Origin of the sequence: Modicisalibacter coralii (assembly GCF_004117855.1) — a bacterium.
GTDB lineage: Bacteria > Pseudomonadota > Gammaproteobacteria > Pseudomonadales > Halomonadaceae > Modicisalibacter > Modicisalibacter coralii.
The window spans coordinates 1-25,417 of record NZ_QWBW01000051.1 but is presented as its reverse complement, the minus strand read 5'-3'; the positions used below and the strand labels follow the sequence as shown (position 1 = coordinate 25,417).

26 protein-coding genes and 2 pseudogenes are annotated in these 25,417 nt (G+C 65.7%); 22 read left to right on the top strand and 6 right to left on the bottom strand.

Annotated elements, in window-relative coordinates:
* On the bottom strand, positions 1-264 hold a 264-nt coding region (locus tag D0901_RS20290), incomplete at its 3' end, for a pirin family protein (RefSeq protein ID WP_203234923.1).
* A 99-nt stretch (positions 265-363) separates the two neighbouring features.
* On the opposite strand from D0901_RS20290, the gene D0901_RS20285 reads away from it, so the two are divergent.
* Both D0901_RS20285 and D0901_RS20280 read left to right on the top strand, forming a co-directional pair.
* Positions 364-1,317, top strand: a complete 954-nt coding sequence (locus tag D0901_RS20285) for a LysR family transcriptional regulator (RefSeq protein ID WP_129142115.1) — start codon at positions 364-366, stop codon at positions 1,315-1,317.
* Positions 1,318-1,353: 36 nt separating this feature from the next.
* A complete protein-coding gene (locus D0901_RS20280) occupies positions 1,354-2,358 on the top strand; it encodes a glutathione S-transferase family protein (protein WP_129142114.1) in 1,005 nt (334 codons plus the stop codon).
* 114 nt (positions 2,359-2,472) lie between these two features.
* On the opposite strand, the pseudogene D0901_RS20275 reads toward D0901_RS20280, so the two are convergent.
* The 4 genes and pseudogenes from D0901_RS20275 to D0901_RS20260 form a co-directional block, all read right to left on the bottom strand.
* Positions 2,473-2,613: pseudogene (locus D0901_RS20275) on the bottom strand (DUF188 domain-containing protein); the annotation flags it as partial.
* 19 nt (positions 2,614-2,632) lie between these two features.
* On the bottom strand, positions 2,633-2,746 hold the full coding sequence (locus D0901_RS20270) for a DUF188 domain-containing protein (protein ID WP_482194154.1): 114 nt from the start codon (positions 2,744-2,746) through the stop codon (positions 2,633-2,635).
* A 46-nt stretch (positions 2,747-2,792) separates the two neighbouring features.
* A pseudogene (locus D0901_RS20265) lies at positions 2,793-2,906 on the bottom strand (DUF188 domain-containing protein); the annotation flags it as partial.
* A gap of 46 nt (positions 2,907-2,952) precedes the next feature.
* On the bottom strand, positions 2,953-3,402 hold the full coding sequence (locus tag D0901_RS20260) for a YaiI/YqxD family protein (protein ID WP_129142112.1): 450 nt from the start codon (positions 3,400-3,402) through the stop codon (positions 2,953-2,955).
* 483 nt (positions 3,403-3,885) lie between these two features.
* On the opposite strand from D0901_RS20260, the gene D0901_RS20255 reads away from it, so the two are divergent.
* Positions 3,886-5,583 (top strand): DEAD/DEAH box helicase, encoded by a 1,698-nt coding sequence (locus D0901_RS20255; protein WP_129142111.1) that lies wholly within the window; start codon positions 3,886-3,888, stop codon positions 5,581-5,583.
* An 82-nt stretch (positions 5,584-5,665) separates the two neighbouring features.
* Entirely contained in the window at positions 5,666-5,779 is a 114-nt protein-coding gene (locus D0901_RS20250) for a 30S ribosomal protein THX (protein ID WP_129142110.1), read from the top strand.
* 70 nt (positions 5,780-5,849) lie between these two features.
* On the opposite strand, the gene D0901_RS20245 is transcribed toward D0901_RS20250, so the two are convergent.
* Positions 5,850-7,799 (bottom strand): transglycosylase SLT domain-containing protein, encoded by a 1,950-nt coding sequence (locus D0901_RS20245; protein ID WP_129142109.1) that lies wholly within the window; start codon positions 7,797-7,799, stop codon positions 5,850-5,852.
* Between the two features lie 102 nt (positions 7,800-7,901).
* On the opposite strand from D0901_RS20245, the gene D0901_RS20240 reads away from it, so the two are divergent.
* From D0901_RS20240 to D0901_RS20160, 18 genes are all read left to right on the top strand, one after another.
* On the top strand, positions 7,902-8,246 hold the full coding sequence (locus D0901_RS20240; RefSeq protein ID WP_129142108.1) for a YkvA family protein: 345 nt from the start codon (positions 7,902-7,904) through the stop codon (positions 8,244-8,246).
* Between the two features lie 86 nt (positions 8,247-8,332).
* Complete coding sequence (locus tag D0901_RS20235; protein ID WP_129142107.1) at positions 8,333-8,827, top strand: PaaI family thioesterase; 495 nt, start codon at positions 8,333-8,335, stop codon at positions 8,825-8,827.
* Positions 8,817-9,266, top strand: a complete 450-nt coding sequence (locus D0901_RS20230) for a PaaI family thioesterase (protein WP_129142106.1) — start codon at positions 8,817-8,819, stop codon at positions 9,264-9,266. The genes D0901_RS20235 and D0901_RS20230 overlap by 11 nt, the downstream gene beginning before the upstream one ends.
* Positions 9,267-9,365: 99 nt before the next feature.
* Positions 9,366-11,264 (top strand): molecular chaperone HtpG, encoded by a 1,899-nt coding sequence (htpG, locus tag D0901_RS20225; protein WP_129142105.1) that lies wholly within the window; start codon positions 9,366-9,368, stop codon positions 11,262-11,264.
* A gap of 300 nt (positions 11,265-11,564) precedes the next feature.
* On the top strand, positions 11,565-12,278 hold the full coding sequence (locus D0901_RS20220) for a glucosaminidase domain-containing protein (RefSeq protein WP_129142104.1): 714 nt from the start codon (positions 11,565-11,567) through the stop codon (positions 12,276-12,278).
* 146 nt (positions 12,279-12,424) lie between these two features.
* Complete coding sequence (locus tag D0901_RS20215) at positions 12,425-13,024, top strand: isochorismatase family protein (protein ID WP_162500931.1); 600 nt, start codon at positions 12,425-12,427, stop codon at positions 13,022-13,024.
* Positions 13,025-13,549: 525 nt separating this feature from the next.
* On the top strand, positions 13,550-15,121 hold the full coding sequence (locus D0901_RS20210; RefSeq protein WP_129142102.1) for a Re/Si-specific NAD(P)(+) transhydrogenase subunit alpha: 1,572 nt from the start codon (positions 13,550-13,552) through the stop codon (positions 15,119-15,121).
* A 16-nt stretch (positions 15,122-15,137) separates the two neighbouring features.
* On the top strand, positions 15,138-16,580 hold the full coding sequence (locus D0901_RS20205; protein ID WP_129142101.1) for an NAD(P)(+) transhydrogenase (Re/Si-specific) subunit beta: 1,443 nt from the start codon (positions 15,138-15,140) through the stop codon (positions 16,578-16,580).
* A 124-nt stretch (positions 16,581-16,704) separates the two neighbouring features.
* On the top strand, positions 16,705-17,766 hold the full coding sequence (locus tag D0901_RS20200) for an NAD(P)H-dependent glycerol-3-phosphate dehydrogenase (protein WP_129142100.1): 1,062 nt from the start codon (positions 16,705-16,707) through the stop codon (positions 17,764-17,766).
* Positions 17,763-18,248 (top strand): phosphohistidine phosphatase SixA, encoded by a 486-nt coding sequence (gene sixA / locus D0901_RS20195; RefSeq protein WP_129142099.1) that lies wholly within the window; start codon positions 17,763-17,765, stop codon positions 18,246-18,248. Before D0901_RS20200 ends, sixA begins: the two co-directional genes overlap by 4 nt.
* Positions 18,249-18,513: 265 nt before the next feature.
* The gene (gene kdgD, locus D0901_RS20190; protein WP_129142098.1) at positions 18,514-19,431 is read left to right on the top strand and encodes a 5-dehydro-4-deoxyglucarate dehydratase; all 918 of its coding nucleotides are present in this window, start codon (positions 18,514-18,516) and stop codon (positions 19,429-19,431) included.
* Positions 19,432-19,455: 24 nt separating this feature from the next.
* Complete coding sequence (locus tag D0901_RS20185) at positions 19,456-20,727, top strand: glucarate dehydratase family protein (RefSeq protein ID WP_203234922.1); 1,272 nt, start codon at positions 19,456-19,458, stop codon at positions 20,725-20,727.
* Between the two features lie 63 nt (positions 20,728-20,790).
* Positions 20,791-21,870, top strand: coding sequence for a TRAP transporter substrate-binding protein (locus tag D0901_RS20180; RefSeq protein WP_129142096.1), 1,080 nt, complete (start codon positions 20,791-20,793; stop codon positions 21,868-21,870).
* A 63-nt stretch (positions 21,871-21,933) separates the two neighbouring features.
* Positions 21,934-22,464 carry a TRAP transporter small permease subunit gene (locus tag D0901_RS20175; RefSeq protein ID WP_129142095.1) on the top strand — a complete coding sequence of 177 codons (531 nt, stop codon included), beginning with the start codon at positions 21,934-21,936 and terminating at the stop codon, positions 22,462-22,464.
* Positions 22,464-23,780, top strand: a complete 1,317-nt coding sequence (locus tag D0901_RS20170; RefSeq protein ID WP_129142094.1) for a TRAP transporter large permease — start codon at positions 22,464-22,466, stop codon at positions 23,778-23,780. The genes D0901_RS20175 and D0901_RS20170 overlap by 1 nt, the downstream gene beginning before the upstream one ends.
* A 10-nt stretch (positions 23,781-23,790) precedes the next feature.
* Complete coding sequence (locus tag D0901_RS21010) at positions 23,791-23,943, top strand: hypothetical protein (protein ID WP_162500930.1); 153 nt, start codon at positions 23,791-23,793, stop codon at positions 23,941-23,943.
* A gap of 148 nt (positions 23,944-24,091) precedes the next feature.
* Entirely contained in the window at positions 24,092-24,826 is a 735-nt protein-coding gene (locus D0901_RS20165; protein ID WP_233440479.1) for a FadR/GntR family transcriptional regulator, read from the top strand.
* A gap of 31 nt (positions 24,827-24,857) precedes the next feature.
* On the top strand, positions 24,858-25,417 hold a 560-nt coding region (locus D0901_RS20160; RefSeq protein ID WP_129142093.1), incomplete at its 3' end, for an aldehyde dehydrogenase family protein.

Below are 25,417 nucleotides of genomic sequence, written 5' to 3'. Positions count from 1 at the left end.
GCCGGCGCCGATGGTGCTGCGATGACCGAGGTGATCCTCATGAGTGAGCCCGCCGTGGATAACATAGGTCAAGGTCTCGATGCCGCGATGCGGGTGCGGCGGAAAGCCGCCGATGTAGTCGTCCGGCTGGTCGGAGCCCAGCTCGTCGAGCATCAGGAACGGGTCGAGCCCGCCGCCGAAATCGTGAATACGCGAGATCTTGACGCCGTCGCCGTCCTGGCTGGGATGACTGGTGACGAGGCGTTCGATGGTACGAGCGGACATGGCGAAACTCCTGATCGTGACTTGACTGATTTCGATTGTAGGACGATTTTTTCGAAGGTTAAGCGCATAGTTTTGCCGATACCTTTCGAGGAAAACGAAATGTCACGCGTCACCCTGGCCCAATGGCAGATGCTGGCGGCCGTCATCGACCAAGGCGGTTTTGCCCGTGCCGCCGAGGTCGTGCACAAGAGCCCTTCGACCCTCAATCATGCCGTCCACAAGCTGGAGGCGCAGCTCGGTGTGGCGCTGCTCGAGCCGGTGGGCCGACAGGTCAGGCTCACCGAGGCCGGCGAGATGCTGCTGCGTCGGGCCCGGCAATTGATCGAGAACGCCGCGGCGATCGAGGACGTGGCGGCGAGTCTGGCGACCGGGCTGGAGGCCGAGGTGGCGCTGGCGGTCGACCAGATATTTCCCCCCGATGCCCTTGCCGAAGCGCTCCAGCAGTTTTCCGACGACTATCCGCACGTGCGCGTGCAGCTGCACGAGACGGTACTCAACGGCGGGGTCGAGATGCTCTACGACCGGCGGGCCGATCTGGTGATCTCCGGGCTCGCCGCGCAGGGCTTCCTCGGCGAGCCGCTGGTGACGCTGCGTTTCATCGCCGTGGCCCATCCCTCGCATCCTCTGCACAGGCTCGGCCGTGAACTGGATCTGCGCGACCTGACTCGGCATCGGCAATTGGTCGTGCGCGACTCGGCGCTGCGCCAGTCGATGGACGCCGGCTGGCTGAAGGCCGAGCAGCGCTGGACGGTGAGCCATCTGGCCACCTCGCAGGACATGCTGGAGCGCGGGTTGGGATTCGCCTGGCTGCCGGAAACGCGCATTCGCGAAGCCCTCGATGCAGGCCGCCTGGTGCCGTTGCCCCTGGCGGCCGGCGGCGAGCGCGAGGTGCCCATGCAGTTGATCTTCCAGGATCGCGATCGTGCCGGTCCGGCGACACATGCCATGGCCCGGGCCTTGCATCGGGCGGTATTGGCCTGCCGAAGTTCGATTATATCGAATGAAGATGGGCAAACATTGCGCGGCAACGTCGATGAAATCGATTTATCCTGAGTCTCGACATCATCGTAGACACGAGGAGGCGACATCATGGGCCTGTTGATCGACGGACGCTGGCACGACCAGTGGTACGACACCGAGTCCCACGGCGGGGAGTTCGTGCGGGAATCCGCCAAGTTGCGCGATTGGGTCACCCGCGACGGCGGGCCCGGTCCCGATGGCCAGCCCGGCGTCGAGGCGGCCGGGGATCGCTTCCATCTCTACGTCTCGCTGGCCTGCCCCTGGGCGCACCGTACCCTGATCCTGCGCAAGCTCAAGCAGCTCGAACCCTTGATCGGGGTCTCGCATACCAGCCCGCTGATGCTGGGCAACGGCTGGACCTACGACACCAGCGAAGGCTCGAGCGGCGATGCGGTCAACGGCGTCGATTACCATTACCAGCTCTATACCCTGACCGACCCGCATTATACCGGCCGGGTCACGGTGCCGGCGCTGTGGGACAAGCGCGAGCGGCGCATCGTCAGCAACGAGTCCGCGGACCTGGTGCGGATGTTCAACGACGCCTTCGATCATCTCACCGGCAACCACCTGGACTTCTATCCGGCGGATCTGCGCGAGACCATCGATGCGGTCAACGCCGATGTCTACGACCACATCAACAACGGCGTCTACAAGTCAGGGTTCGCCACCGAGCAGGCCGTCTACGAGAAGCACGTCACGGCGCTGTTCGAGGCCCTGGATCGCATGGAGGCCCGGCTCGCCGAGCAGCGCTACCTAGCCGGCGAGTGGCTCACCGAGGCCGACATCCGCCTGTTCACCACGCTGGTGCGCTTCGACGCGGTCTATCATGGCCACTTCAAGTGCAATCTGCGGCGGATCGAGGACTATCCGAACCTGTCCAACTACCTGCGCGAGCTGTATCAATGGCCGGGCATCGCCGAGACGGTCGACCTGGGGCACATCAAGCGCCACTACTACTACAGCCACGACACCATCAACCCGACTCGCATCGTTCCCAAGGGGCCGCTACTCGAACTCGACCGGCCGCACGACCGCGAGCGCCTGCCGGGGCGCGGCGTGCGCGAGAAGCACTGACGCCGAGCCGGAAGAGGCAAGAACGGCGCTCCGCGCCTGGAAGAGAGAAGATCGGCGTTTCGTGCCAGGAAGAAGGGGGCACATTGGCTTTTCTTCCTTCTTCCTTCTTCCTTCTTATTTCTGCTTGGCCAGCCATCGGTCCAGGGCATTGGCGAATTCGCGGCGGTCGACGTCCGAGTAACTCTTGGGGCCGCCGGTATGCTCGCCGCTGGCGCGCAGGGTTTCCATGCCTAACCTTGTCAGGCGCATCTGCCTGCAGATGCGCAACGCCGGGTCAGCGATTCTTGGCCAGCCACCGGTCCAGGGCATTGGCGAATTCGCGGCGGTCGACGTCCGAGTAACTCTTGGGGCCGCCGGTATGCTCGCCGCTGGCGCGCAGGGGTTCCATGCCAAACCTTGTCAGCCGCATCTGCCTGCAGATGCGCAACGCCGGATCAGCGATTCTTGGCCAGCCATCGGTCCAGGGCATTGGCGAATTCGCGGCGGTCGACGTCCGAGTAACTCTTGGGGCCGCCGGTATGCTCGCCGCTGGCGCGCAGGGTTTCCATGCCAAACCTTGTCAGCCGCATCTGCCTGCAGATGCGAAACGCCGGATCAGCGATTCTTGGCCAGCCATCGGTCCAGGGCATTGGCGAATTCGCGGCGGTCGACGTCCGAGTAACTCTTGGGGCCGCCGGTATGCTCGCCGCTGGCGCGCAGGGTTTCCATGAAATCCCGCATCTGTACCCGGGCGCGGATGTTGTCCGCGGTCAGCGACTCGCCGCGGTTGGTCATCACGCTGGCGCCCTTGTCGAGTGCCTCCATGGCCAGCGGCAGGTCGGCGGTGACGAGCAGGTCGCCCGGCGCGATACGGCGGACGATCTCGTGGTCGGCGGCATCGAAGCCGCTGGCGACGGATAGCCCCTTGACCCAGCGCGAGGGGGGCAGCGGCAGGGTATGGTTGGCGACCAGCCAGGTCGGTGTGGCGGTGCGTTCGGCGGCGCGGATCAGGATGTCGCGTGCGGCGCGTGGACAGGCATCGGCATCGACCCAGAGATTCGGCATGCGGTTCCCCAAGAAATGGCCGGCTCCGTTCGCTGGGCCGGCGATTGACTGAACGAAATGGAAAAAGCGTAGGCAAGTGGCCCTCGACGATGGTAGTATGCCATTTCCTCGCATGTGTTGACCCCACCATCCTGTTGAATGATTCCCCGAATGCAGCCACGACGGCTGGGGACGTTCTCTCGCAAGGCGCACCGACGGCTCGTTGAAGAGTCGACGATTTCGTGCCTGGGTGCATTGATGGAATGCCGCCGCTGCCCAGCGGTTCGGCATCGATGAGGTCGCCACACTGTCCGCCAGCCGGTACACCCGCAATGGCGGTCGTCAAGCGGACAGGACGCAGGAGCGGGCCGGACGATAGCGTCGTTCGGCCGAGCGCGACCCGGTGCCATGTCAAGTTGCCCGCCTCAGGCGTCAGGCAAGCGGAAGCGGCAAGGCACCACGACATTTTCCGCCGGCATCGATGCCGGCCATTCAAGGTGTGATATGACCTCGACTTCTGTTGCCTCGCCGAGCTTCGGCGACCTGGCACTCGTGCCTGCCGTTCTCTCCGCTCTCGAGACGCTGGGCTACGAAACACCCTCGCCGATTCAGGCGCAGACCATCCCGGCCCTGCTGGAAGGGCGGGACATGCTGGGCCAGGCCCAGACCGGAACCGGCAAGACCGCCGCTTTCGCCCTGCCGCTGCTCAGCCGCCTCGACCTCGGTCGTCGCGAGCCCCAGGTACTGGTGCTCGCGCCTACCCGTGAACTGGCCCAGCAGGTCGCCGTATCGTTCGGCAAGTACGGCCAGAACCTGTCCGGTCTGGAAGTCGCCAGCCTGTGCGGCGGCCAGGACTACCGTGAACAGCTTGGCGCCCTGAAGCGCGGCGCGCAGATCATCGTCGGCACCCCCGGCCGGGTGATCGATCACCTCGATCGCGGCAGCCTCAAGCTCGAAGGACTGTCGGCGCTGGTCCTCGACGAGGCCGACGAGATGCTGCGCATGGGCTTCATCGACGACGTCCAGCGCGTGGTCGCCGATACCCCCAGCGACGCCCAGCGGGTCTTCTTCTCGGCGACGCTGCCGGCGGAGATCGAACGCATCGTCAACCGTTATCTGGTCGATCCGGTCAAGGTGGCCATCGAGGCTCGCGCGGGCACCGCCGAAAGCATCGAGCAGCGTCTGGTGCGCGTCGACGGTGCCGCCAAGCTGGAAGCGTTGTCGCGTATCCTCGAGGTCGAGCCGGTGGATGCGGCGATCGTCTTCGTGCGGACGCGTGCCGCCTGCACCACGCTGGTCGAGCAGCTCTCCGCACGCGGCATCAATGCCGCGGCGCTGTCGGGGGATCTCGACCAGAGCCTGCGCGAGCGTACCGTGGCGCGGCTCAAGAAGGGCAAGATCGACGTGCTGGTCGCCACCGACGTGGCGGCGCGTGGCCTCGACGTGCCGCGTATCACGCACGTGGTCAACTATGACCTGCCGCAGGACAGCGAAGCCTACACGCATCGTATCGGCCGCACCGGCCGTGCCGGTCGCTCGGGGGTGGCGATCACCTTCGCCGGCGTTCGCGAGACCCGCAAGGTGCGTTGGCTCGAGCAGGCCACCGGCCAGACCATGGCCGACACCGAACTGCCCGACGAAGCGGCGATCCGCGCCCATCGCGACGAGCGTTTCCGCGAGCGTGCGCTGGCGGCGCTGACCGCCGGTGCCGACGAGCAGCGCGCACTGATCGAGCGCCTGGTCGCCGAGGGCCACGATCCGCTCGAGCTGGCCTGCGTCTTCGCGGCGCTGGCACGTGGCGACGAGGCCCCCATCGGGCGTCTGCCCAAGCCGGGCGAGCGCAAGGCCGCGCCGCGCGACGGCAAGCCGCCGCGCCGCCGCGACAGCGGCCCCTCCGAGGGCATGACCCGCTATCGGGTGTCGGTGGGCCACAAGGATGGCGTCAAGCCCGGCCAACTGGTCGGCGCGCTGGCCAACGAAGGCGGTATCGAGGGCGGGCGTATCGGTCGCATCGACATCCGCAATGCCTTTTCGGTGGTCGAGCTGCCGAGCAGCCTGCCGACGTCGATTCTCGCCAAGATGGCGCGCGCCCGCGTCGCCGGTCGCCCCCTGGAGATCGCCGAGGATCGCGGTGCCCCGGAGCGCCCGGCACGTCGGCGCAGCAGCGGCGATGACCCGCTGCCGCGTCGCTCGCGGGCCTGAACGACGCAGGCTTGACCCTGCGGGCGCGTGTTCACCACACTGACGATTCGACATGACATGTGCCGATAGCCAGGAGGTGAACATGGCTCAAGGAGACAAGCGCAGCCGTCGCGGCAAGATCGCCAATGGCAGCTACGGGCGCCGGCGCCCGCAGACGAGCCGCAAGGCGCAGCGCTACAAGCAGCGCGGCTTCTGAGACGCTGAAGTGACAAAAACGGGGGCGGCCAAATGGCCGCCCCCGTTCTTTTGCGTGGCGATGTCGCGCCTCAGTTGCGGGCCAGCAGCGAGGCATCGTAGCGGGGCTGGCGCTCCGCGGCATCAAGCAGGGCGACGTTGCGGGTGTCGCCCCCCTTGGCGAGGCTTTCGAAGATCACCCGGTAGGCGAGTACGGCCTGCACGTACTGACGGGTCTCGTGATAGGGAATGCTCTCGACGAACAGGTCGAAGGCCTGCGGCGCGTCGCGCAGCCAGCGATCCACGCGGCCCGGCCCGGCGTTGTAGGCGGCCACCGCGGCGAGCCGATTGCCGCTGTAGCGATCGAGCATCTCGCGGATGTACTGGCTGCCCAGCTTGATGTTGGTCTCCGGGGTATACAGTTGCTCGGTATCGGGGGCGTCGAAGCCGTGACGTTGACTGATGTGGCGCGCGGTGGCCGGCATCAGTTGCATCAGGCCCCGGGCGCCCACCGGCGAGCGGGCCTGCGGATTGAAGGCACTCTCGCGGCGGGCGATCCCCATCAGCAGGTACGGGTCGACGTCGGCCTGCTTGGCCCAGCGCTGGAAGCTCTCGCGATAGGCGGGCGGGAAGCGCCAGTCGAGGGCGTCCCACTGCTGCGAGAGAATGGTGGTCTGGACGACCATCGCGTACCAGCCCCGGCGCAGCGCATAGTCGGCCAGCGCCTGCGCCTCGGGGGCATCGGCCTTGCGCGAGGCGTAATACCACTCGCTGCGGGCCAGCCCCGGCTCGCCGATGCGCATCAGCGCTTCGGTGCGCTGGACCACCGGCCAGTTGGCGACCTCCTGGCGGTAGGCGTCGTTGAACGTGGCCTGTGCCCGGTTGAGATCGTAGGGCTGGCCGAGCCGGTCGGCGGCGGCGAAACCGAAGAAGTTGCGCTGGTCGGCCGCGGCGGCGTAGGCCTTGCGGGCGGTCTGCGAGTCGCCCAGTTCGGCCAGGGCCCGACCCAGCCAGTACTGCCAGCGGGCGTCCTGGCGTGGGTCATCGGGCATTCGATGGACCCAGTCGATCACCCCCTGCCAGTCGCGCTCGGCCAGCGCGCGGCGCACGCGCAGTTCGTAGAGGTCGGGATCGTTCAGCCGGGGCAGTACGTCATCGACCCAGCCCCGGTTGTTGGGGATCTCGCGGACCATCGAGTAGAACGCCAGGTCCTTCTCGACGGCGTGGCGGCGATCGTCGTCGAGGGTCAGGTGCGATCCGACCTTGCGCCATGCCTCCAGTGCCGCTTCGGTATCGGCGCGGGTGAACTGATGCATCGCCGCGGCGAACAGCGGCCCGCTGGCGCCCTGGGGCCCGACGTCGCGAGGCACCCGGGTGATCGCCGCGTAATCCTTGCGCAGCCGCTCCAGGGCGGCCTCGGCCTGGCCCCAGTCGGCGGGCAGCTGGCGCTCCAGGTAGGCCATCAGGCCGCTCTCGCCGTTCTCCCAGGCGAGCAGCAGGCGCTGCCATATCTGGGGACCGGCGATCTCGCCGCGGCGCCGCAGCGTATCGAAGAGCGTGTCGCATTCGCCGGGCTGTGAATGGCCGGTGAGCCACAGGGCGCGGCCGCCCTCGGCCGCCTCGTCGGGGGCGCGGTCGAGCAGGGCGGTGTAGTAGTAACACTGGCGGATCGTCCCGCTGGGTTCGCCGTCGCTGACCGCCAGCAGGTCGTCGAGGCGGCCCGCCTTGCCGTAGGCCACTTCGGCGAGGCCGCGCATCCAGGCGGCCAGCGGTGACCCGGCATTGCGGGCCAGATAGGCGTTGATCTCGTCCGGCGACACATCGGGCAGGCGGGTACGCAGGCGATGGTACTCGACGTAACCGGCGAGGACGTGTCCTTCGATGGCCGATTCGTCGATCCGGTTCCATTGGTGGTGGCGCGCGGCGTTCAGGGCGTCGCGCAGGGCGCGATCATCGGTCTCGTCGGCGGCGGCGGAAGCCGGCAGGCTGATCATCAGCGCGCTCAGCAGGGCGAGTCCATGACGGGGAACTCGAAGGGGCATCGACGGCTCCTCCTCGGTGCTTGCCTATCGGTTGCGATCTGCTTCATCCTCGCCGATACGTGCGATCTTGAGTAGTGTCGCACGACGACGACAGGAGAGCACATGGGCGCCTTCAAGGGATGGAACATCGCCGCCCGGCTGAAAAAACGCGGCCGGGCGCTGTCGCACATCGGGCGCGCCATGCGCTTGTTCGCCCCGATGTGTGCCGACGTGATGCGCGGCCGCTATCGTCCGGTGCCGTGGCCGGCCTTCGGCTGGATGGCGTTGGCGGTCGTCTATCTGGTGTCGCCGCTCGATCTGATTCCCGACTTCCTGCTGCTGATCGGGGTGGTCGACGACGTGGTGATCGTCGGCTGGCTGCTCACCCGCGTCGACGCGGCGCTCACCGACTATCGCCGCTGGAAGGGCGTCGATCTGCCTTACCGGCGCCCGCCCGACGACCGCTGAGAGCCCGGTTCCGGTCCAAACGTCGGATGGTCCGACGCCCTTCGACGAGCTATCGTTAGTGCTGAATTCAAACGAGGGTTTGAACGATGGCCGGACCCACCTCGGACGTCGACTGGCAGCGCGCCATCGCGCGCTTCGTGACCGCCGTGCCGCACACCCGCGACCTGGGATTGACGGTCGAGGCCGTCGAGCCACCCGAGGTGCGCGTGCGCCTGCCCTGGCAGCCGGTGCTGCTGGGCGACCCGGTGCGCGGCCTGATCCATGGCGGCGTGCTGAGCATGACCCTCGATACCCTGTGCGGGGCCAGCGTGCTGTGCGGTCTGCCGCGGCCGGAGGTGTGTCCGACCCTCGACCTGCGCATCGACCATCTGCGTCCGGCCGTCGCCGGCGAGGACCTGTTCGGCGCGGCGCGGGTCGTGCACATCACCGACTCGGTGGTCTTCACCGAAGGCCGCCTGTGGCAGGACGCGGCGCGACCGGTGGCCCGCTGCACGGCCAACTTCGTGCGTCTCGGCGAACGCAACACGCCGGCGGGGCTGGCCGAGGCCCTGTTCGCCGGGGAGGGCACCGATGAATCGTGACGACTGGTTCCGGCGCCTTCGTCAGGACGACGACCTGCAGGCGCTGGTCGACGACATCCCCTATGCGAGGCATCTCGGCATCACGGTCGAGGCAGTGGACGACACGCTGCAGTTCGTCCTGGCACCGCATCCGCACAACATCGGCAATCCCCTGGTGCCGGCATTGCACGGCGGCGTGGTGGCGGCGTTTCTGGAAACCGCCGGCACCCTGGCGCTGATGCGCGAGGCGCGCAGTACGCGACTGCCCAAGATCATCGACTTCTCCATCGATTATCTGCGCAGTGCCGCTCCGGTAGCGACCCGAGCCGAGTGCCTGCTGGTCCGCGAGGGCCGGCGTCTGGCCAACGTCCGTGCTCTCGCCTGGCAGGACGACCCGGCGAAGCCGGTGGCCACGGCGCGCATGCATTTCCTGCTGAGCGACCCGCCCCCGGCGGGGTGAGGGGGAGAGCCTTGCCGATGACGCCAGGTGCTTGAAAAGCCGACCGGAAACCCCATATCCCGGGCGTACCGTTTTCAACACCATGAGGGGCCCGACACCATGACCACCGCCACCCATGAAGAGACGCTGGGTTTTCAGACCGAGGTCAAGCAGCTGCTGCATCTGATGATCCACTCCCTGTATTCCAACCGGGAGATCTTCCTGCGCGAGCTGATTTCCAACGCCGCGGATGCCGCCGACAAGCTGCGCTACCAGGCGCTCGACAACGATGCCCTCTACGAAGGCGACAGCGACCTGCGCATCGAGATCGAGCATGACGCCGAAGCCGGCACCGTCACCGTGCGCGACAACGGCATCGGCATGACCCGCGACGATGTGGTCGCCAATCTGGGGACCATCGCCAAGAGCGGGACGGCGGAATTCCTCAAGCAGCTCTCCGGCGAGCAGCAGAAGGATGCCAAGCTGATCGGTCAGTTCGGGGTGGGCTTCTATTCCGCCTTCATCGTCGCCGACGAGGTCACCGTGCGCACCCGTCGCGCCGGCAACGACAGCGGTGTCGAGTGGCGTTCGCGCGGCGAGGGCGAGTTCACCGTCGCCGACGTCGACAAGCCGCAACGCGGCACCGAGATCGTCCTGCATCTCAAGGAAGACGCCCGGGAATTCGCCGATGACTTCCGGCTGCGCAACCTGGTGCGCAAGTACTCGGATCACATCGACGTGCCGGTGCGCATGCCCAAGACCGAGACCGCCAAGGACGACGACGGCAACGAGATCGAGGGCAGCGAGGTCACCACCTGGGAGACCGTCAACGAGGCCCAGGCGCTGTGGGTGCGGCCCAAGAGCGAGATCGACGACGACGAGTACAAGGCGTTCTACAAGCATATCGCCCATGACTTCAGCGACCCGTTGACCTGGAGCCACAACAAGGTCGAGGGCAAGCTCGAGTACACCAGCCTGCTCTATGTACCGGAGCGCGCGCCGTTCGATCTCTACGAGCGCGACGGCGCCCGGGGAGTGCGCCTGTACGTGCAGCGCGTGTTCATCATGGAAGATGCCGAGCAGTTCCTGCCGCTCTACCTGCGCTTCGTCAAGGGCATCGTCGACACCAAGGACCTGTCGCTCAACGTCTCCCGCGAGCTGCTGCAGAAGGACCCGCAGGTCGACAAGATGAAGTCGGCGCTGACCAAGCGCGCGCTGGACATGCTCAAGAAACTGGCCAAGGACAAGGACGCCTACCAGACGTTCTGGAACGCCTTCGGCAGCGTGCTCAAGGAAGGCCCGGCGGAAGACTACGCCAATCGCGACAAGATCAGCGAGCTGCTGCGCTTCTCGACCACCCATACCGATACCGCGGTGCAGGATCAGTCGCTGGCCGACTATGTCTCGCGCATGAAGGAAGGCCAGCAGAAGATCTACTACATCGTCGCCGACGGTTTCAATGCGGCCAAGAACAGCCCGCATCTGGAGATCTTCCGCAAGAAGGGCGTCGAGGTGCTGCTGCTCCACGATCGCATCGACGAGTGGCTGATGAGCCATCTCACCGAGTACGACGGCAAGGCCTTCGTCGATATCGCCAAGGGCGATCTCGATCTCGGCGACATCGAGGGCGAGGAAGAGAAGCAAGCCCAGGAAGAGACCGCCAAGGCCAAGGAAGATCTGGTCAAGCGCGTCAAGGACGCCCTGGGCGACAGCGTCCAGGAAGTTCGCGTGACCCATCGCCTGACCGATTCGCCGGCCTGCGTGGTGCTCTCCGAGCACGAGATGGGCTTCCAGATGCGGCGCATCATGGAAGCCGCCGGCCAGCCGATGCCCGAGGTCAAGCCGATCCTCGAACTCAATCCCGAGCACCGCCTGGTGTCGCGTCTCGAGGCGACCGACGGCGAGGGCTTTGCCGATCTGGCGCACATCCTGCTGGATCAGGCGATCATCGCCGAGGGCGGTCACCTCGACGACCCGGCGGCCTACGTCAAGCGTCTCAACGGGCTGCTGACCGCCTGAACGGTCTCGGCCTGTGAGCCATCGCTAACCCGTCGGCCTTGACTGGCCGGCGGGTTTTGTCGTTTTATACGGCGATGCAGCAAACGGGTCCAGCGGCTCTCGGAGCGGCTGGTGACTGTTTTCCTCTGGAGAATCATCGTCATGCGTCGATGTCGTCCCTTCCGGCGACGTCCGCGAGTCACATCCCCGCTAGCCTTGATGATGTGTCTCGGTATCGGCGTTGCTTCCTTTCCCATGATGGCTCACGCCGAGCCGGCATCGGAAACGAGACCCCTCCCGACCGCAGCCTCGAGCGACAAGATGGCAGCCCCGAGCGAAACGTCGCTCTCGCCTGGCTCCGCCGCCGCTTTCGAGGAGACCCTGATCACCGAACTTCCCGACCTGCGCAGCTATCCGGCGGGGCCGGCGCGCAAGCAGGCGTTTCTCGAGCTGGTGGTGCCCATCGTCGAGGCCGAGAATGCCCGGATTGCCGAGCAGCGGGCCTTCCTCGCCGGGCTCGAGGCCCAGGGCGGGCCGCAAGGCGAGAGTCAGCGAGCCGCCTTGAACGACCTGTGCCGCGCCTACGACGTCGAGTGTCGCGGCAAGCCCGATGCGACGCTGCTGACCCGGGTCGCCCCGGTGCCGGTGGCGCTGGTGGTGGTCCAGGCGGTCGAGGAGTCGGGGTGGGGCACCTCGCGGTTTGCCCGTCAGGGCAACAATCTCTTCGGCATGCGCTGTTTCAGCGCCGATTGCGGGCTCGAACAGCGGGGCAGCGGGCGCGGTTACCAGGTCTTCGCCAGCGTTCAGGACGCCGTGCGCAGCTACCTGCGCAACCTCAACACGCACCAGGCCTACGCCGGCCTGCGTCAGTTGCGCGCCCGGCTGATCGCCAAGGGGCGGGAGGTCACCGCCGAGTCCCTGGTCGGCGCGCTCGAGGGCTATGCCACCCGCCACGACTATCAGGACGTGCTGCTCGGGCTGCTGCGCAGCAACGATTCGCTGATCGAGCGTCATCGCCGCGACGACACCGTCTGATCGGCAGTCCGCGGTACGCCCCCGTCGCGGTCCGCCGCGGCGGGGGCGTGTTTCCGTCGCTATGTCGATTGGCCGAGCGTGGCAAGCGAATCCTTGCGCGGACACCTATGCTGAGTGGACATGCGTTCGCTTCAGGAGCCCGCGCGATGCCCTTTTCCCATGGTGCAGCCCACTTGCGTCCCGCCGATGCCCGCGACGGGGGAACGGCGCTGGTGTTGATCGACGTGCAGCGGGGGATCGACGACACGGCCTACTGGGGGCGGCGCAACAATCCTGCCCTGGAAGATCATCTCAGCGAATTGCTGGCCTGCTGGCGGGGTGGCGATGGCCTGGTGACCCATGTTCGTCACCATGCCCGGTTGCATGCCTCGCCGCTGTATCCCGGCAACGCCGGTGCCGCCTTCAAGCCCTGCGTGATGCCCCATGAGGGGGAGCGCATCGTCACCAAGTACGTCGAGAGCGCCTTCGTGGGTACCGGCCTGGAAACCTGGCTGCGCCGTCACGGTGTCTCGCGTCTGGTCGTGGCGGGTGTGGCCACCTCGCGGGCGGTGAATGCCACGGCCACCCACGCGGCCTGTCTGGACTTCGCGGTGACGATCGTCGAGGACGCCTGTGCCGACTTCGAATTGACCGACCGTCACGGCACCCACTGGAGTGCCGAAGCGGTACATGAGTTCGGCATGGTCCTGCTCGATGCGCATTGCGGAAACGTGCTCAGCACGCATGACGTGATCCGTCTTTTTTGAGGAATCGCGGCGAATTCGACCCGGCTTGCCGGAGGCCGAAGTCAGGGATCGGCGTCACGATTGCCGCGGCGTGCCAGCAGGAATAACCGATTACTTATGCCATTCATAATCGAAACCACAGGTTTGATATTTCCAATTTTCTCTATAAAAACAGATATTTAATTCTGGGTTTGAGCATAAGTGCTGCTTTATGCATGGCATAAGTCGATGATTATGATGGTTTTTTTGGGGTCGGATATTGATCTTTGCCGCGTTTGCCAAAAGACTGGGGGACCATGCGTCGCTTGACCACGATTCGTCGCTCTCCAGATTGTCGATGAGACGAGGGCTTTACGACCATCGGGTCGTACCTTTCGCTGTCGCTAACGGGGAGGGCGCCAGAAAAATGCCAACCAGCAAGGAGTCGCAACTGATGCTCGACGTTCGACTTTCGAGGGAGCCGGGTCCGGTCGCCAGACTGCACTCGGCCAAGCAGGTCATTGCCGTTCGGGAAGGTGACCACCGTCCAGGGGAGGGAAGCGTGTCATGAAGATCGGTGCACCCAAGGAGCGTGCCCGGGGCGAGGCGCGTGTCGCGCTGACGCCGGAGAGCGCCAGTCATATCCAGAAGCTGGGTCACGAGTGCCTCATCGAAGCCGGCGCGGGCAGCGCCGCCGGCTTCGACGATGCCGCCTATCGCGAGGCCGGCGTCGAGGTCGTCGAGAGCGCCGAGGCGCTCTGGGAGACGGCCGACGTGGTGATCAAGGTGCGCGAGCCCTCCGAGGAGGAAGCCGACCGCCTGCACGAGGGGCAGACCCTGATCTCGTTCTTCTGGCCGGCCCAGAACGAGGAGATGCTCGAGCGCTGCAAGGCCCGGGGCGCCACGGTCATCGCCATGGACATGGTGCCGCGCATCTCCCGTGCCCAGAAGATGGACGCCCTGTCGAGCACGGCCAATATCGCCGGCTACCGGGCGGTGATCGAGGCGGGCAACCAGTTCGGGCGTTTCTTCACCGGTCAGGTCACCGCCGCGGGCAAGGTGCCGCCGGCCAAGGTACTGATCGTCGGCGCCGGGGTGGCGGGGCTCGCCGCGATCGGCACGGCAACCAGCCTGGGTGCCGTGGTGCGTGCCTTCGACGTGCGCCCCGAGGTTGCCGAACAGATCGAGTCGATGGGGGCGGAATTCCTGTTCCTCGACTTCGAGGACAGCGAGGACGGCTCCGAAAGCGGCGGCTACGCCAAGCCCTCGAGCCCCGAGTTCCGCGAGAAGCAGCTGGCGCTGTTCCGCGAGCAGGCGCCCGAGGTGGACATCGTCATCACCACCGCGCTGATCCCCGGCAAGCCGGCGCCCAAGCTGTGGCTCCAGGACATGGTCGAGGCGATGCGACCGGGTTCGGTGATCGTCGATCTGGCCGCGGAGAAGGGCGGCAACTGCGAGGCGACCGTGCCCGACGAGCGCATCGTCACCGACAACGGCGTGATCGTCGTCGGCTACACCGACTTCCCGTCGCGGATGGCCACCCAGGCGTCGCTGCTCTACGCCACCAACGTCCGGCACATGCTCACCGATCTCACGCCGGAGAAGGATGGCACGCTCGTCCACGACATGGAGGACGACGTGATACGCGGGGCCACGGCGACCCACCAGGGCGAGATCACCTTCCCGCCGCCGCCGCCCAAGGTCAAGGCGATCGGTGCCGCCAAGCCCAAGGCGAAAGAGAAGGAACCGACGGCGGAGGAGAAGAAGGCCGCCGAACACGCCGCCTTCGTCGCCCAGACCAAGCGTCAGGTCACCATGCTCGCCGTCGGCGGGGTGCTGATGTGGCTGCTCGGATTGGTGGCCCCGGCGTCGTTCATGCAGCACTTCATCGTCTTCGCCCTGTCATGCTTCGTGGGTTTCCAGGTGATCTGGAACGTCAGCCATTCACTGCACACGCCGTTGATGGCGGTGACCAATGCCATTTCCGGGATCGTCATCCTCGGCGCGCTGTTGCAGATCGGCTCCGGCAGTTGGCTGGTCGGCCTGCTGGCGGGCATTTCCGTGCTGATCGCATCGATCAACATCGTGGGCGGCTTCCTGGTGACACGCCGGATGCTGGCCATGTTCCAGAAGTCCTGAACCGCGGAGACACGACATGTTGGGACACGAGTTCGTTTCTGCCGCGGCGATCGCGGCGAGTGTACTGTTCATCCTTTCGCTGGGGGGGCTGAGCAACCAGGAAAAGGCCAAGCGGGCGGTGTGGTACGGCATCGTCGGCATGGCCGTGGCGGTGGTGTTCACCGCGCTGGGGCCGAACATCGGCGGCTACTGGTGGATGCTGCCGATGATGCTGATCGGCGCGGTGATCGGCACCTACGTGGCCAGGAAGGTCGCCATGACCGAGATGCCGCAGCTGGTGGCGGCGCTGCACAGCTTCGTCGGTCTGGCGGCGGTGTTCATCGGCTTCAACGCCGATCTGGAGCGCCGCCGGGTGCTGGCCGCCCAGATCGCCGAGCGCAGCACCGAGGGATTCTCCGCCTTCGCCGCGCTGCTGGCGCACAAGACGCCGGCCGAGCTGACCTTCCTGCAGGTCGAGGCCGTGCTGGGCGTGTTCATCGGCGCGGTGACCTTCACCGGCTCGGTGGTGGCATTCGGCAAGCTGGCCGGCAAGGTCGACGGCAAGCCGCACAAGCTGCCGGGCGGGCACGCGCTCAACGCCGGGGCGGCGATCCTTTCCCTGTTGCTGGCGATCGCCTATCTGAACGGCGCGGGTTTCTGGACGCTGCTGCTGATCGCGCTGCTGGCCTTCTTCATCGGTTACCACCTGATCATGGGCATCGGCGGCGCCGACATGCCGGTGGTGGTGTCGATGCTCAACAGCTACTCCGGCTGGGCCGCGGCGGCGATCGGTTTCACGCTCTCCAACGATCTGTTGATCGTCACCGGCGCGCTGGTCGGTTCGTCCGGGGCGATCCTCTCCTACATCATGTGCAAGGCGATGAACCGCAACTTCGTCAGCGTGATCCTGGGGGGCTTCGGCGGCAGCAAGGGGCCGGCCGCGGAGATCGAGGGCGAGATGGTGGCCACCGACGTGGGCGGCGTGGCCAGCGCGCTCAACGATGCCGACAGCGTGATCATCGTGCCCGGCTACGGCATGGCGGTCGCCCAGGCGCAGAATGCGGTCAGCGATCTGACCCGCAAGCTGCGCGCCGCCGGCAAGGAAGTGCGGTTCGGCATCCACCCGGTGGCGGGACGCCTGCCGGGCCACATGAACGTGCTGCTTGCCGAGGCCCGGGTTCCCTACGACATCGTGATGGAGATGGACGAGATCAACGACGACTTCGCCGAGACCGACGTGGTGATCGTCATCGGCTCCAACGATATCGTCAATCCGGCCGCCCAGGAGGACCCCAACAGCCCGATCGCCGGCATGCCGGTGCTCAGGGTCTGGGAGTCCAAGCAGGTGTTCGTCTGCAAGCGCGGGCAGGGTACCGGCTACTCGGGCATCGAGAATCCGCTGTTCTTCAAGGAGAACACGCGCATGCTCTACGGCGATGCCCGTTCGAGCATCGATTCGCTGATTCCGCTGATCGACTGATCGATCCCGCCAGCCAGCGCGTCGGTCCGGCAACGGGCCGGCGCCATCGTCGATCTCGAGACGCCCCGACACGGGGCGTTTTTTCGTTACAATGCCTGCATCACACCCCAGCCAGAGGTCGAGGATGTCCGATGATCGCTTGAAGGTCGCGGTACTGGGCGGCGGCAGCTTCGGGACCGCGCTGACCAGCATCGCCGCCGATAACGGGGCGCGGGTGCGCCAATGGCTGCGCGATCCCGAGCTGGCGGCGACGATCAACCGCGAGCATCGCAACCCGCGCTATCTGCCCGACTTCGTCATCAATCCCGCCGTCGAGGCGTCCGATGATCTCGAGACGGTACTCGAGGACGCCGAGCTGGTGTTCGTGGCGATCCCCTCCAAGGCCTTCCTCACGGTGGTGCGCCAGGCCCGTGCCTTCCTGCACCCCGAACAGATCCTGGTGAGCACCACCAAGGGCATCCAGGCCGATGGGTTCAAGCTGATGAGCCAGATCCTCGAGGAGGAGACCGGCTTTGCCCACATCGGCGTGCTGTCGGGGCCCAACCTGGCCGCGGAGATCGCCGAGAAGCAGCTCACCGCCACGGTCATCGCCAGCGACGACGCGCTGACCCGGGCCAAGGTGCAGAACGCTCTGGGCTGCGATTATTTCCGGGTCTACGCCAGCAACGATCGCTACGGGGTGGAGCTCGGCGGGGCACTCAAGAACATCTATGCCATCGCCGCCGGCATGGCCGCGGCGCTGGGCATGGGCGAGAACACCCGCAGCATGCTGATGACCCGGGCGTTGGCCGAGATGAGCCGTTTCGCCGTCTCTCAGGGGGCCAATCCGATGACCTTCCTGGGGCTGGCCGGGGTGGGCGATCTGATCGTCACCTGCTCGTCGCAGCATTCGCGCAACTATCGGGTGGGTTTCGCGCTCGGCGAAGGGCGTTCGCTCGACGAGGCAGTCGAGGCGCTGGGGCAGGTCGCCGAGGGGGTCAACACCGTCAGCCTGGTCCGCGAGAAGTCGCGCGAGGAGGGTGTCTACATGCCGCTCTGCGAGGGACTCTACCAGGTCCTGTTCAATCAGGTGCCGGCCCGCCAGATGGCCACCCTGCTGATGCGCAACGAGCAGAGCAGCGACGTGGAATTCACCCTGGCCCGCGCGGACGTGGTCGAGGCCAAGCGGCGCGAGGAGGAATCATGACGGCGACGATCTGGATCATGCGCCACGGTGAGGCGGCGCCGGGACGGCCCGATCATCTTCGCCAACTCACCGAGCACGGCAGGGGCGAGGCGCGACGCATGGCGGGCTGGCTCGCCGGGTCGTTGAGCGAGGCGCAACGCCGGGCGCTGCGGATCGTTGCCAGCCCCTATCGACGCGCCCAGCAGACCGCCGGGATCGTCGCCGAATCGCTCGGCAAGGACGTGGAAACGCTCGCCTCGATCACCCCCGACGATCCGGTGGCGTCGGTGATCGACTGGCTGCAGGTCGAGGCCGCGGCGACACCGACGTTGCTGGTCAGCCACATGCCGCTGGTCGGCGAGCTGACCGGGCGCCTGGTGGAGGGCGATCGCCGGAGTTCGCTGCCGATGCCCACCGCGGCCATCGCCGCCCTTGAAGCCGAGGTCTGGGCGGCGGGTTGCGCCGATCTCGTCGCCTTCCGCCATCCCGGCGATCTCGCCTGAGCCGGCATTCGGCCCGGTTGCTTTGTCGCTCGGCCCCGGAACTCGTGCATCGAGCCTCGGGGCCTGTCATTTCCAGCGCGAGAGCGCTTCTGGACCACCTTTGACCTTGGGCGCATAGACCATGGTCTAGGTTGTCATACTTCTGCCGGGCTCCTAGATTTCTAACTTGTATGATGTATGACATCTGGTGATGGCGACCCCCAGCGATTGCCTGTCATGCGAACCAGTTGTCTCAAACACCCGAGCCGGGCAAGAGGAACGATCCGTGAATTTTTCCAGAAACGAAGTCATCGAGGCGATCGGTGATGGCCTGCTTTCCTTCCCCGTGACCGATTTCGATGACCAGGGGCGTTTCGACCGCGACAGCTACCGCAAGCGTCTGGAGTGGTTCGTCGGCCATGACATCTCCGCCATCTTCGTGGCCGGTGGTACCGGGGAGTTCTTCAACCTGACGCTCGACGAATTCCGCGAGATCGTCACCGTGGCCGTGGAGACGGTGGGCGGCAAGCTGCCGATCATCGCCAGCGCCGGTCTCAGCGTCGGCGCCGGCAAGGCTTACGCCCAGGCGGCGGAGGAGGCCGGGGCGGATGGCATCCTACTGATGCCGCCGTATCTGACCGAGTGCCCGCAGGAAGGCCTGGTGGCGTACGCCCGGGCGATCTGCGAGTCGACCTCGATCAACGTCGTCTACTACAACCGCGGCAACGGGGTGCTCGAGGCGGACTCGGTGCAACGGCTCGCCGATGCCTGTCCCAACCTGATCGGTCTCAAGGACGGCAAGGGCGACATCCAGGCCCTCAACAAGATCGTCAAGACGGTCGGTGACCGGCTGGTCTACGTGGGCGGGGTGCCGACGGCCGAGATCTTCGCCGAAGCCTACCTGTCGATCGGCGTGAACACCTACTCCTCGGCGGTCTTCAACTTCGTGCCGGCGATGGCGAGCAAGTTCTACAAGGCCCTGCGACAGGGCGATACCGCGACGGTCAAGACGATCACCAACGAGTTCTTCATTCCCTTCATCAACCTGCGCGACAACAAGAAGGGCTATGCCGTCAGCCTGATCAAGGCGGGCGCGGCGCTGATCGGCAAGCCGGCAGGAGCGGTGCGCGCACCGCTCGTGATGCCCACCGCCGACGAGCGAAACACGCTCAAGGCGCTCGTAGAACGCGCTGAAACCCTGTAACGAATGCCCACGAGGGAGTACGTCATGTCGCGTATCAAGTCGGTCGTCATCACGCCCATCGCCTTTCGGGATCCGCCCCTGCTCAACGTCAGCGGCATCCACGAGCCCTGGGCGCTGCGTTCGATCATCGAAGTGATCACCGAGGATGGCCAGTACGGTCTCTCCGAGTCCTATGGCGACGAGCAGACGCTGTCAGAGCTCAACAAGGTGGCGCCGAAGCTGGAAGGACTCGATGTCTTTCAGCTCAACACGCTCAAGGCGATCGTCGACGAGGCCGTGGGGGGAGAGGACCCCGACGAGACCGGACTCGAACTGGCCCCGGGGACCAACAAGGCGACCACCCTGCCGCGTATCTTTGCGGCGTTCGAGGTCGCGTTTCTCGACCTGATGGGCAAGCTGACCGGTCGTAGCGTCTGCGATCTACTGGGTGGCAAGGTCCGCGATGCGGTGCCGTTCAGCGCCTACCTGTTCTACAAGTACGGCGAGCACAAGTCCCTCGATGACGGCTGGGTCGACAAGTGGGGCGAAGTGATCACGCCGGAAGCCGTGGTGCGCGAGGCACGCCAGATGATCGACGAATACGGATTCCAGTCGATCAAGCTCAAGGGCGGGGTCTTCGAACCCGAGGAGGAACTCGCCGCGGTCCGGGCCCTCAAGGAGGCGTTTCCCGATCATCCGCTGCGTATCGACCCCAACGGCGGGTGGACGGTCGAGACGACCGAGCGTCTGATGCCGGCGATGGACGGCCTGCTGCAGTACCTCGAGGACCCGACACCGGGCAAGGCGGGCATGGGCAAGGTCCACGAGACCGCCAGGATGCCGCTGGCGACCAACATGTGCGTGATCGGTTTCTTCGATTTTCCCGAAGCGATTCGCCGTCAGTCGGTGGACGTCATCCTTTCCGATCATCACTACTGGGGCGGGCTCCAGGCCACGCGCGATCTCGCCCGTATCTGCGAGACCTGGGGGCTGGGGCTGTCGATGCACTCCAACTCGCATCTGGGCATCAGCCTCATGGCCATGACGCATGCCGCGGCGGCGATCGATAACCTGACCTATGCCTGCGACACGCATTATCCGTGGCAGGAGGAAGAGGTCATCGTCGGCGGCAAGATCGCGTTCGAGAACGGTAGCGTCCGTGTTCCGGATGCCCCGGGCCTGGGCGTCGAGCTGGACCGTGAATCCCTCGCGGTGCTGGCTCGCAACTATCAGGAGTGCGGCATCCGTTCGCGCAACGATGTGAAGGAGATGCAGAAGTACGATCCGCACTGGACCGGCAAGTCTCCCCGCTTCTGAGACCGCTCCGAGGGGCGGCATGCAACGATGTTGAACACGACAACAGCGACAAGGGTAAACAACATGAAGATGCGCACGCTGGTTTATTCCATCTCCCTGGCTTCGACCGCGATGCTGGCGGCGACTGCCGTCCAGGCGAAGGAACTGCGGGTCCAGACCTCTTTCAACTCCGGCGACTACGCCTATCAGTACCTGCAGGACAACTGGGTTCCCAAGGTCGAGGAAGCCACGGGCGGCGATGTCACGCTCAACCTGATGCCTACCGGCAGTGTCGTGCCCTACAAGGAAACCATGGACGCCGTCGCCATGGGGCTGCTGGATGGCGACCTGACCGCGCCGTCCTACTTCAGCGGCAAGGACCCGGTCTTTGCACTGATGGGCGACCTGATTGCCGGTTACGACAAGCCTTCCCAGTTCCTCGATTTCTGCAAGAACGGGGGCGGCGAGGCCGTCCTGCAGAAGGCGATCGACGCCGAAGTCGGTGACAAGGTGCATGTCGTCGGCTGTGGCCCCTACAAGCGCGAGGCGCTGGTCGCCGCCGTGCCGATCCGTGGTGTCGACGACCTCAAGGGGGTGAAGATCCGCTCGCCGGAGGGCCTGGCGGCCGACGTCTTCAAGCGGGCCGGGGCGACGCCGGTCAACATTCCCTTCTCCGAGGTCTATACCTCGCTGCAGCAGGGCGTGGTGGATGCCGCCGATGCATCGGCCTACGTCAACAACGACGCTTCCGGTCTCAACGACATCGCCAAGTACCCGATCTATCCCGGCATTCACAGCATGTCGTCGCAGCAGTTCACGCTCAACCAGAGTACCTGGGAGTCGCTGAGCGAAGCGGACCAGAAGGCGTTGCACGAGTGGTTCTACGACGCCTTCAATGATCTGGCCGACGCCGTCCATCAGCAGGACGAAAAGCTGGTCGCCCGCGACAAGGCCAAGGGCGACATTACCGTCATCGACTGGCCGCAGTCCGAACGCGACAAGTTCCGTGAAATCGCCCGCGAATCCTGGGAGGCCTATGCCCAGAAGAGCGAACTGGCTCAGGAAGCGTTCGATGCGCATGTCGCCTACATGAAGGCGCACGGCCTGCTGAAGGACGAGGCGTCTCAGGGCAACGACGACAAGACCGAGAACACCCAAGGCTAACGCGTCCCCGCTTCGGGTCACGGCATGGACCGGCCGTGACCCTTCTCATGTCCGGAGTCTGCTATGCGACTACTCAGCCGACTGGCGGCGGGTATGGATCGAGTCAGCGCCTTCATCGGGTATGCTTGCGCCGTACTGTTCTTTGCCTGCATCGCATTGTCCGCCTTCGAGGTGGTCATGCGCTATATCTTTGACGCTCCTACCCAGTGGACCTTCGAGACGGTAATGGCGCTGTGCGCCACGGGGTGGGTATTGACCAGCGGTTACGTGACCCAACGCAAGCGCCATATCGCCATCACCATGGTCGAGCTGCTGGTGCCGGCTCACGTGTGGAAGAAGATGGAGCTGGTGTCCCTGGGGGTGGCGATCTTCGCCCTGGCCGCCCTGATCTACGCCGCCTGGGAACCGGCGATGATGGCCATGCATGGCGCCGAGCGCAGCGGCAGCTCTTTCAACCCGCTGCTGCCGGCCTACCTCAAGCCGACCCTGGTGGTCGGGGCGGCCCTGTATCTGCTCCAGCTCCTGGCCAACGTGGTCCACTGGTTCGAAGACCGGGCCCGTGAACAATCCGACGCCCGGGGAGGCCACGAATAATGGGTATCGAACTCGTCACACTGTTGATCGTCCTGGCGCTGCTGGCGTTGATGGCCTTCGGCATTCCGCTGGGGGTGACCACGCTGTCGGTGTCGGTGTGCACGGCCCTGATCTATTTCGGCCCCAAGGGGCTGTTCCTGGTGGCGTCCAACGTCTACCACGTCCTGGAAAAGTACGAGCTGGTGGCCGTGCCCTTTTTCGTGTTCATGGCCAACGTGCTCGAACGTTCGGGTATCGCCCACGCCCTGTTCGACAGCATGTCGATCCTCGGTGGGCGCGCACGCGGCTCGGTGGCCGTGCAAACCTGTGTCGTGGCGGTGATCCTCGCCGCGATGAGCGGCATCATGGGCGGTGAGATCGTCATGCTCGGCTTGATTGCCTTGCCACAGATGCTGCGCCTGGGCTACGACCGCAACCTGTCGATCGGCATCATCTGCGCCGCCGGTGCCCTGGCCACACTGATTCCGCCCTCGGTGGTGATGATCGTCTACGGTCTCGCCGCTCAGGTGTCGATCACCAAGTTGTTCGCCGCCGGGGCGATCCCGGGGATGATCCTTGCCGCCATCTACATCGCCTACATCGTGGTGCGCTGCAAGATGAATCCGGCGCTGGCGCCGATCAACGACATTCCCGAAACGGGCTTGCCGTTGTGGCAACGGTTGAAGTACCTCAAGGGGGCGATCCTGCCGTTCCTGTTGATCGGCATGGTCCTGGGCATGATCTATTCGGGCATCACCACCGTCACCGAGGCGGCGGCGATGGGCGCCGTGGGGGCGATGATCATTGCCGTGATTCTCAAGCAGTTCTCGTATCGAATGATCCGCGATGCAATGCGTCAGACCGCCTTGACCGTGGGTTCGATCATCTGGCTGGTGCTCGGGGCGGTCAGCCTTGTGGGCATCTACAATCTGATCGGCGGGGTGAGCTTTCTCAGCAATTTCCTGAAGAACCTGGACGTCCCGCCACTGGCGGTGATCATGATCATGATGGCGATCGTCATGGTGCTGGGGACGTTTCTCGAGTGGATCGCGATCATCTTCATCACCGTGCCGATCTTTGCGCCGGTGGTGGTGGGTCTGGGCTATGATCCGGTGTGGTTCGGGGTGCTGTTCGCCATGAACATCCAGATCTACTACCTGTCGCCGCCCTTTGGCCCGGCGTGCTTCTTCCTCAAGAGCGTGGCGCCGCCGGGCGTCGAGTTGCAGCATATCTTCCGGGCCGTGCTGCCCTTCATCGGGCTCCAGGTGATCGGCATGCTGCTGGTGTTGCTGATCCCGCAGTTGGCCCTGTGGCTGCCCAACCTGATGTTCCAGTGAGGAGGCCGATATGCAACCGTCCAACCAAGATTTGACGCGCCAGGAAGACGAATTGACCATCAGCGACTCCCCCGAGGAGGTCAACGAATTCAGGTTCGGTCTGTGGCCCGAGGTCGTCGGTCTGTTCATGGCCGGGTTCATCACCTGGATGATGTTCCTGTGAGGCCGGGGGCGGCCATGAGCGCCGCGTCACGACGCAACGGCGTCATGGCCATGCAATACTTGATAGCGAACTGGCGGTTCGATCCCGAGCGGCCGGCACAGGCCCGGTGAGGGACGAGCGAGGTATTTCGCGGCATCCAGGACGGACGATGAAGCAAGCAATGAATCAACTCGGCGTGTCACGTGTCTCGCAGCACGGCAGCCTTTCCGGCCAGGTATCCCGGCAACTCGAGACACTGATCGTCGAGGGCCGTATCCCGGTCGGCGACAAGCTGCCGCCGGAAAACGGCCTCTGCGAGATGTTCGGCGTCAGCCGTACCGTGGTCCGGGAGGCGATCACGCATCTCAAGTCGCTGGGACTGGTCGAGACGCGCCGCGGCATCGGCACTCGCGTGCTGCGCTCGCGGCCGGTCGAGGCCCTGCCGGCCAAGCGGATCAGCCTGACGACCGTCGAGGACATTCTGCACATCCTGGAGCTGCGCCTGACCCTCGAACCCGAGGCGGCCGCCCTGGCCGCGACGCGTCACGACGCCGAGGACCGTCGGCGCCTCGAGGCCGCCCATCGGGCATTCGTCGCGGCGTGTCGGCACGATTCGCAGGCTCGCGAGGAAGATTTCGCGTTCCATTTCGCGATTGCCCGGGCGACCCACAACCCGGTCTTCGCCACGTTCTACGAGCAATTCGATCTCGGCGCGATCCCGCGGGCCAAGCTGCTGGATGTCGAACTGGACGTCGAGGCCACGCGCCATTATCTCGAGCGCGTCGGCCAGGAACATGACGTGATCCTCGAGGCGATCCTGGCGCGACACCCCGCAGCGGCCCGTGACGCCATGCTGGAGCACTTGAGTCGAGCACGCGATAACTACGCGTCTTACCGGCAATAGCCCCTATTGCCCCACGCACGAGGGAGGAAGCATGACACTGGAAGGCAAACTGCTGATCGGCCAACAGGCCGTCGCCGGATCGAGCGACCCGATCCAGGCCATCAATCCGTCGTCCAACCAGCGCATGGAGCCGGTCTATGCCGGCGGCACCGCCAAGGAGGTCGACCGTGCCTGCGAGCTGGCCTGGGCGGCGTTCGACACCTACCGCGAGACCTCGCTCGAGGAACGTGCAACGTTCCTCGAGACCGTCGCCGACGAGATCGAGGCGCTGGGCAACGATCTGATCGAGCGCGCCAGCGACGAGTCGGGCCTGGCGATCCCGCGCATCGAGGGCGAGCGCGGCCGCACCTGCGGCCAGCTGCGGCTGTTCGCCTCGGTGGTGCGCGCCGGCGAGTGGCTCGACGTGCGCGTCGATCCGGAACTCCCCGAGCGCCAGCCGATGCCCCGCGCCGACCTGCGCCAGCGCCATATCGCGCTGGGCCCGGTGGCGGTGTTCGGCGCCTCGAACTTCCCGCTGGCGTTCTCGGTGGCCGGCGGCGACACCGCCTCGGCACTCGCCGCCGGCTGCCCGGTGGTGGTCAAGGCGCATTC

What these genes read in the sequence shown, in the direction of transcription:
- D0901_RS20165 (WP_233440479.1), top strand. Translation starts at nt 24,092, where the DNA reads ATGAAGCAAGCAATGAATCAACTCGGCGTGTCACGTGTCTCGCAGCAC.
- D0901_RS20180 (WP_129142096.1), top strand. Translation starts at nt 20,791, where the DNA reads ATGAAGATGCGCACGCTGGTTTATTCCATCTCCCTGGCTTCGACCGCG.
- D0901_RS20255 (WP_129142111.1), top strand. Translation starts at nt 3,886, where the DNA reads ATGACCTCGACTTCTGTTGCCTCGCCGAGCTTCGGCGACCTGGCACTC.
- sixA (WP_129142099.1), top strand. Translation starts at nt 17,763, where the DNA reads ATGACGGCGACGATCTGGATCATGCGCCACGGTGAGGCGGCGCCGGGA.
- htpG (WP_129142105.1), top strand. Translation starts at nt 9,366, where the DNA reads ATGACCACCGCCACCCATGAAGAGACGCTGGGTTTTCAGACCGAGGTC.
- D0901_RS20285 (WP_129142115.1), top strand. Translation starts at nt 364, where the DNA reads ATGTCACGCGTCACCCTGGCCCAATGGCAGATGCTGGCGGCCGTCATC.
- D0901_RS20280 (WP_129142114.1), top strand. Translation starts at nt 1,354, where the DNA reads ATGGGCCTGTTGATCGACGGACGCTGGCACGACCAGTGGTACGACACC.
- D0901_RS20170 (WP_129142094.1), top strand. Translation starts at nt 22,464, where the DNA reads ATGGGTATCGAACTCGTCACACTGTTGATCGTCCTGGCGCTGCTGGCG.
- D0901_RS20250 (WP_129142110.1), top strand. Translation starts at nt 5,666, where the DNA reads ATGGCTCAAGGAGACAAGCGCAGCCGTCGCGGCAAGATCGCCAATGGC.
- D0901_RS20260 (WP_129142112.1), bottom strand. Translation starts at nt 3,402, where the DNA reads ATGCCGAATCTCTGGGTCGATGCCGATGCCTGTCCACGCGCCGCACGC.
- D0901_RS20205 (WP_129142101.1), top strand. Translation starts at nt 15,138, where the DNA reads ATGTTGGGACACGAGTTCGTTTCTGCCGCGGCGATCGCGGCGAGTGTA.
- D0901_RS20235 (WP_129142107.1), top strand. Translation starts at nt 8,333, where the DNA reads ATGGCCGGACCCACCTCGGACGTCGACTGGCAGCGCGCCATCGCGCGC.
- D0901_RS20200 (WP_129142100.1), top strand. Translation starts at nt 16,705, where the DNA reads ATGTCCGATGATCGCTTGAAGGTCGCGGTACTGGGCGGCGGCAGCTTC.
- D0901_RS20210 (WP_129142102.1), top strand. Translation starts at nt 13,550, where the DNA reads ATGAAGATCGGTGCACCCAAGGAGCGTGCCCGGGGCGAGGCGCGTGTC.
- D0901_RS20175 (WP_129142095.1), top strand. Translation starts at nt 21,934, where the DNA reads ATGCGACTACTCAGCCGACTGGCGGCGGGTATGGATCGAGTCAGCGCC.
- D0901_RS20215 (WP_162500931.1), top strand. Translation starts at nt 12,425, where the DNA reads ATGCCCTTTTCCCATGGTGCAGCCCACTTGCGTCCCGCCGATGCCCGC.
- D0901_RS20185 (WP_203234922.1), top strand. Translation starts at nt 19,456, where the DNA reads ATGTCGCGTATCAAGTCGGTCGTCATCACGCCCATCGCCTTTCGGGAT.
- D0901_RS21010 (WP_162500930.1), top strand. Translation starts at nt 23,791, where the DNA reads ATGCAACCGTCCAACCAAGATTTGACGCGCCAGGAAGACGAATTGACC.
- D0901_RS20270 (WP_482194154.1), bottom strand. Translation starts at nt 2,746, where the DNA reads ATGGAACCCCTGCGCGCCAGCGGCGAGCATACCGGCGGCCCCAAGAGT.
- D0901_RS20220 (WP_129142104.1), top strand. Translation starts at nt 11,565, where the DNA reads ATGGCAGCCCCGAGCGAAACGTCGCTCTCGCCTGGCTCCGCCGCCGCT.
- D0901_RS20240 (WP_129142108.1), top strand. Translation starts at nt 7,902, where the DNA reads ATGGGCGCCTTCAAGGGATGGAACATCGCCGCCCGGCTGAAAAAACGC.
- D0901_RS20230 (WP_129142106.1), top strand. Translation starts at nt 8,817, where the DNA reads ATGAATCGTGACGACTGGTTCCGGCGCCTTCGTCAGGACGACGACCTG.
- D0901_RS20245 (WP_129142109.1), bottom strand. Translation starts at nt 7,799, where the DNA reads ATGCCCCTTCGAGTTCCCCGTCATGGACTCGCCCTGCTGAGCGCGCTG.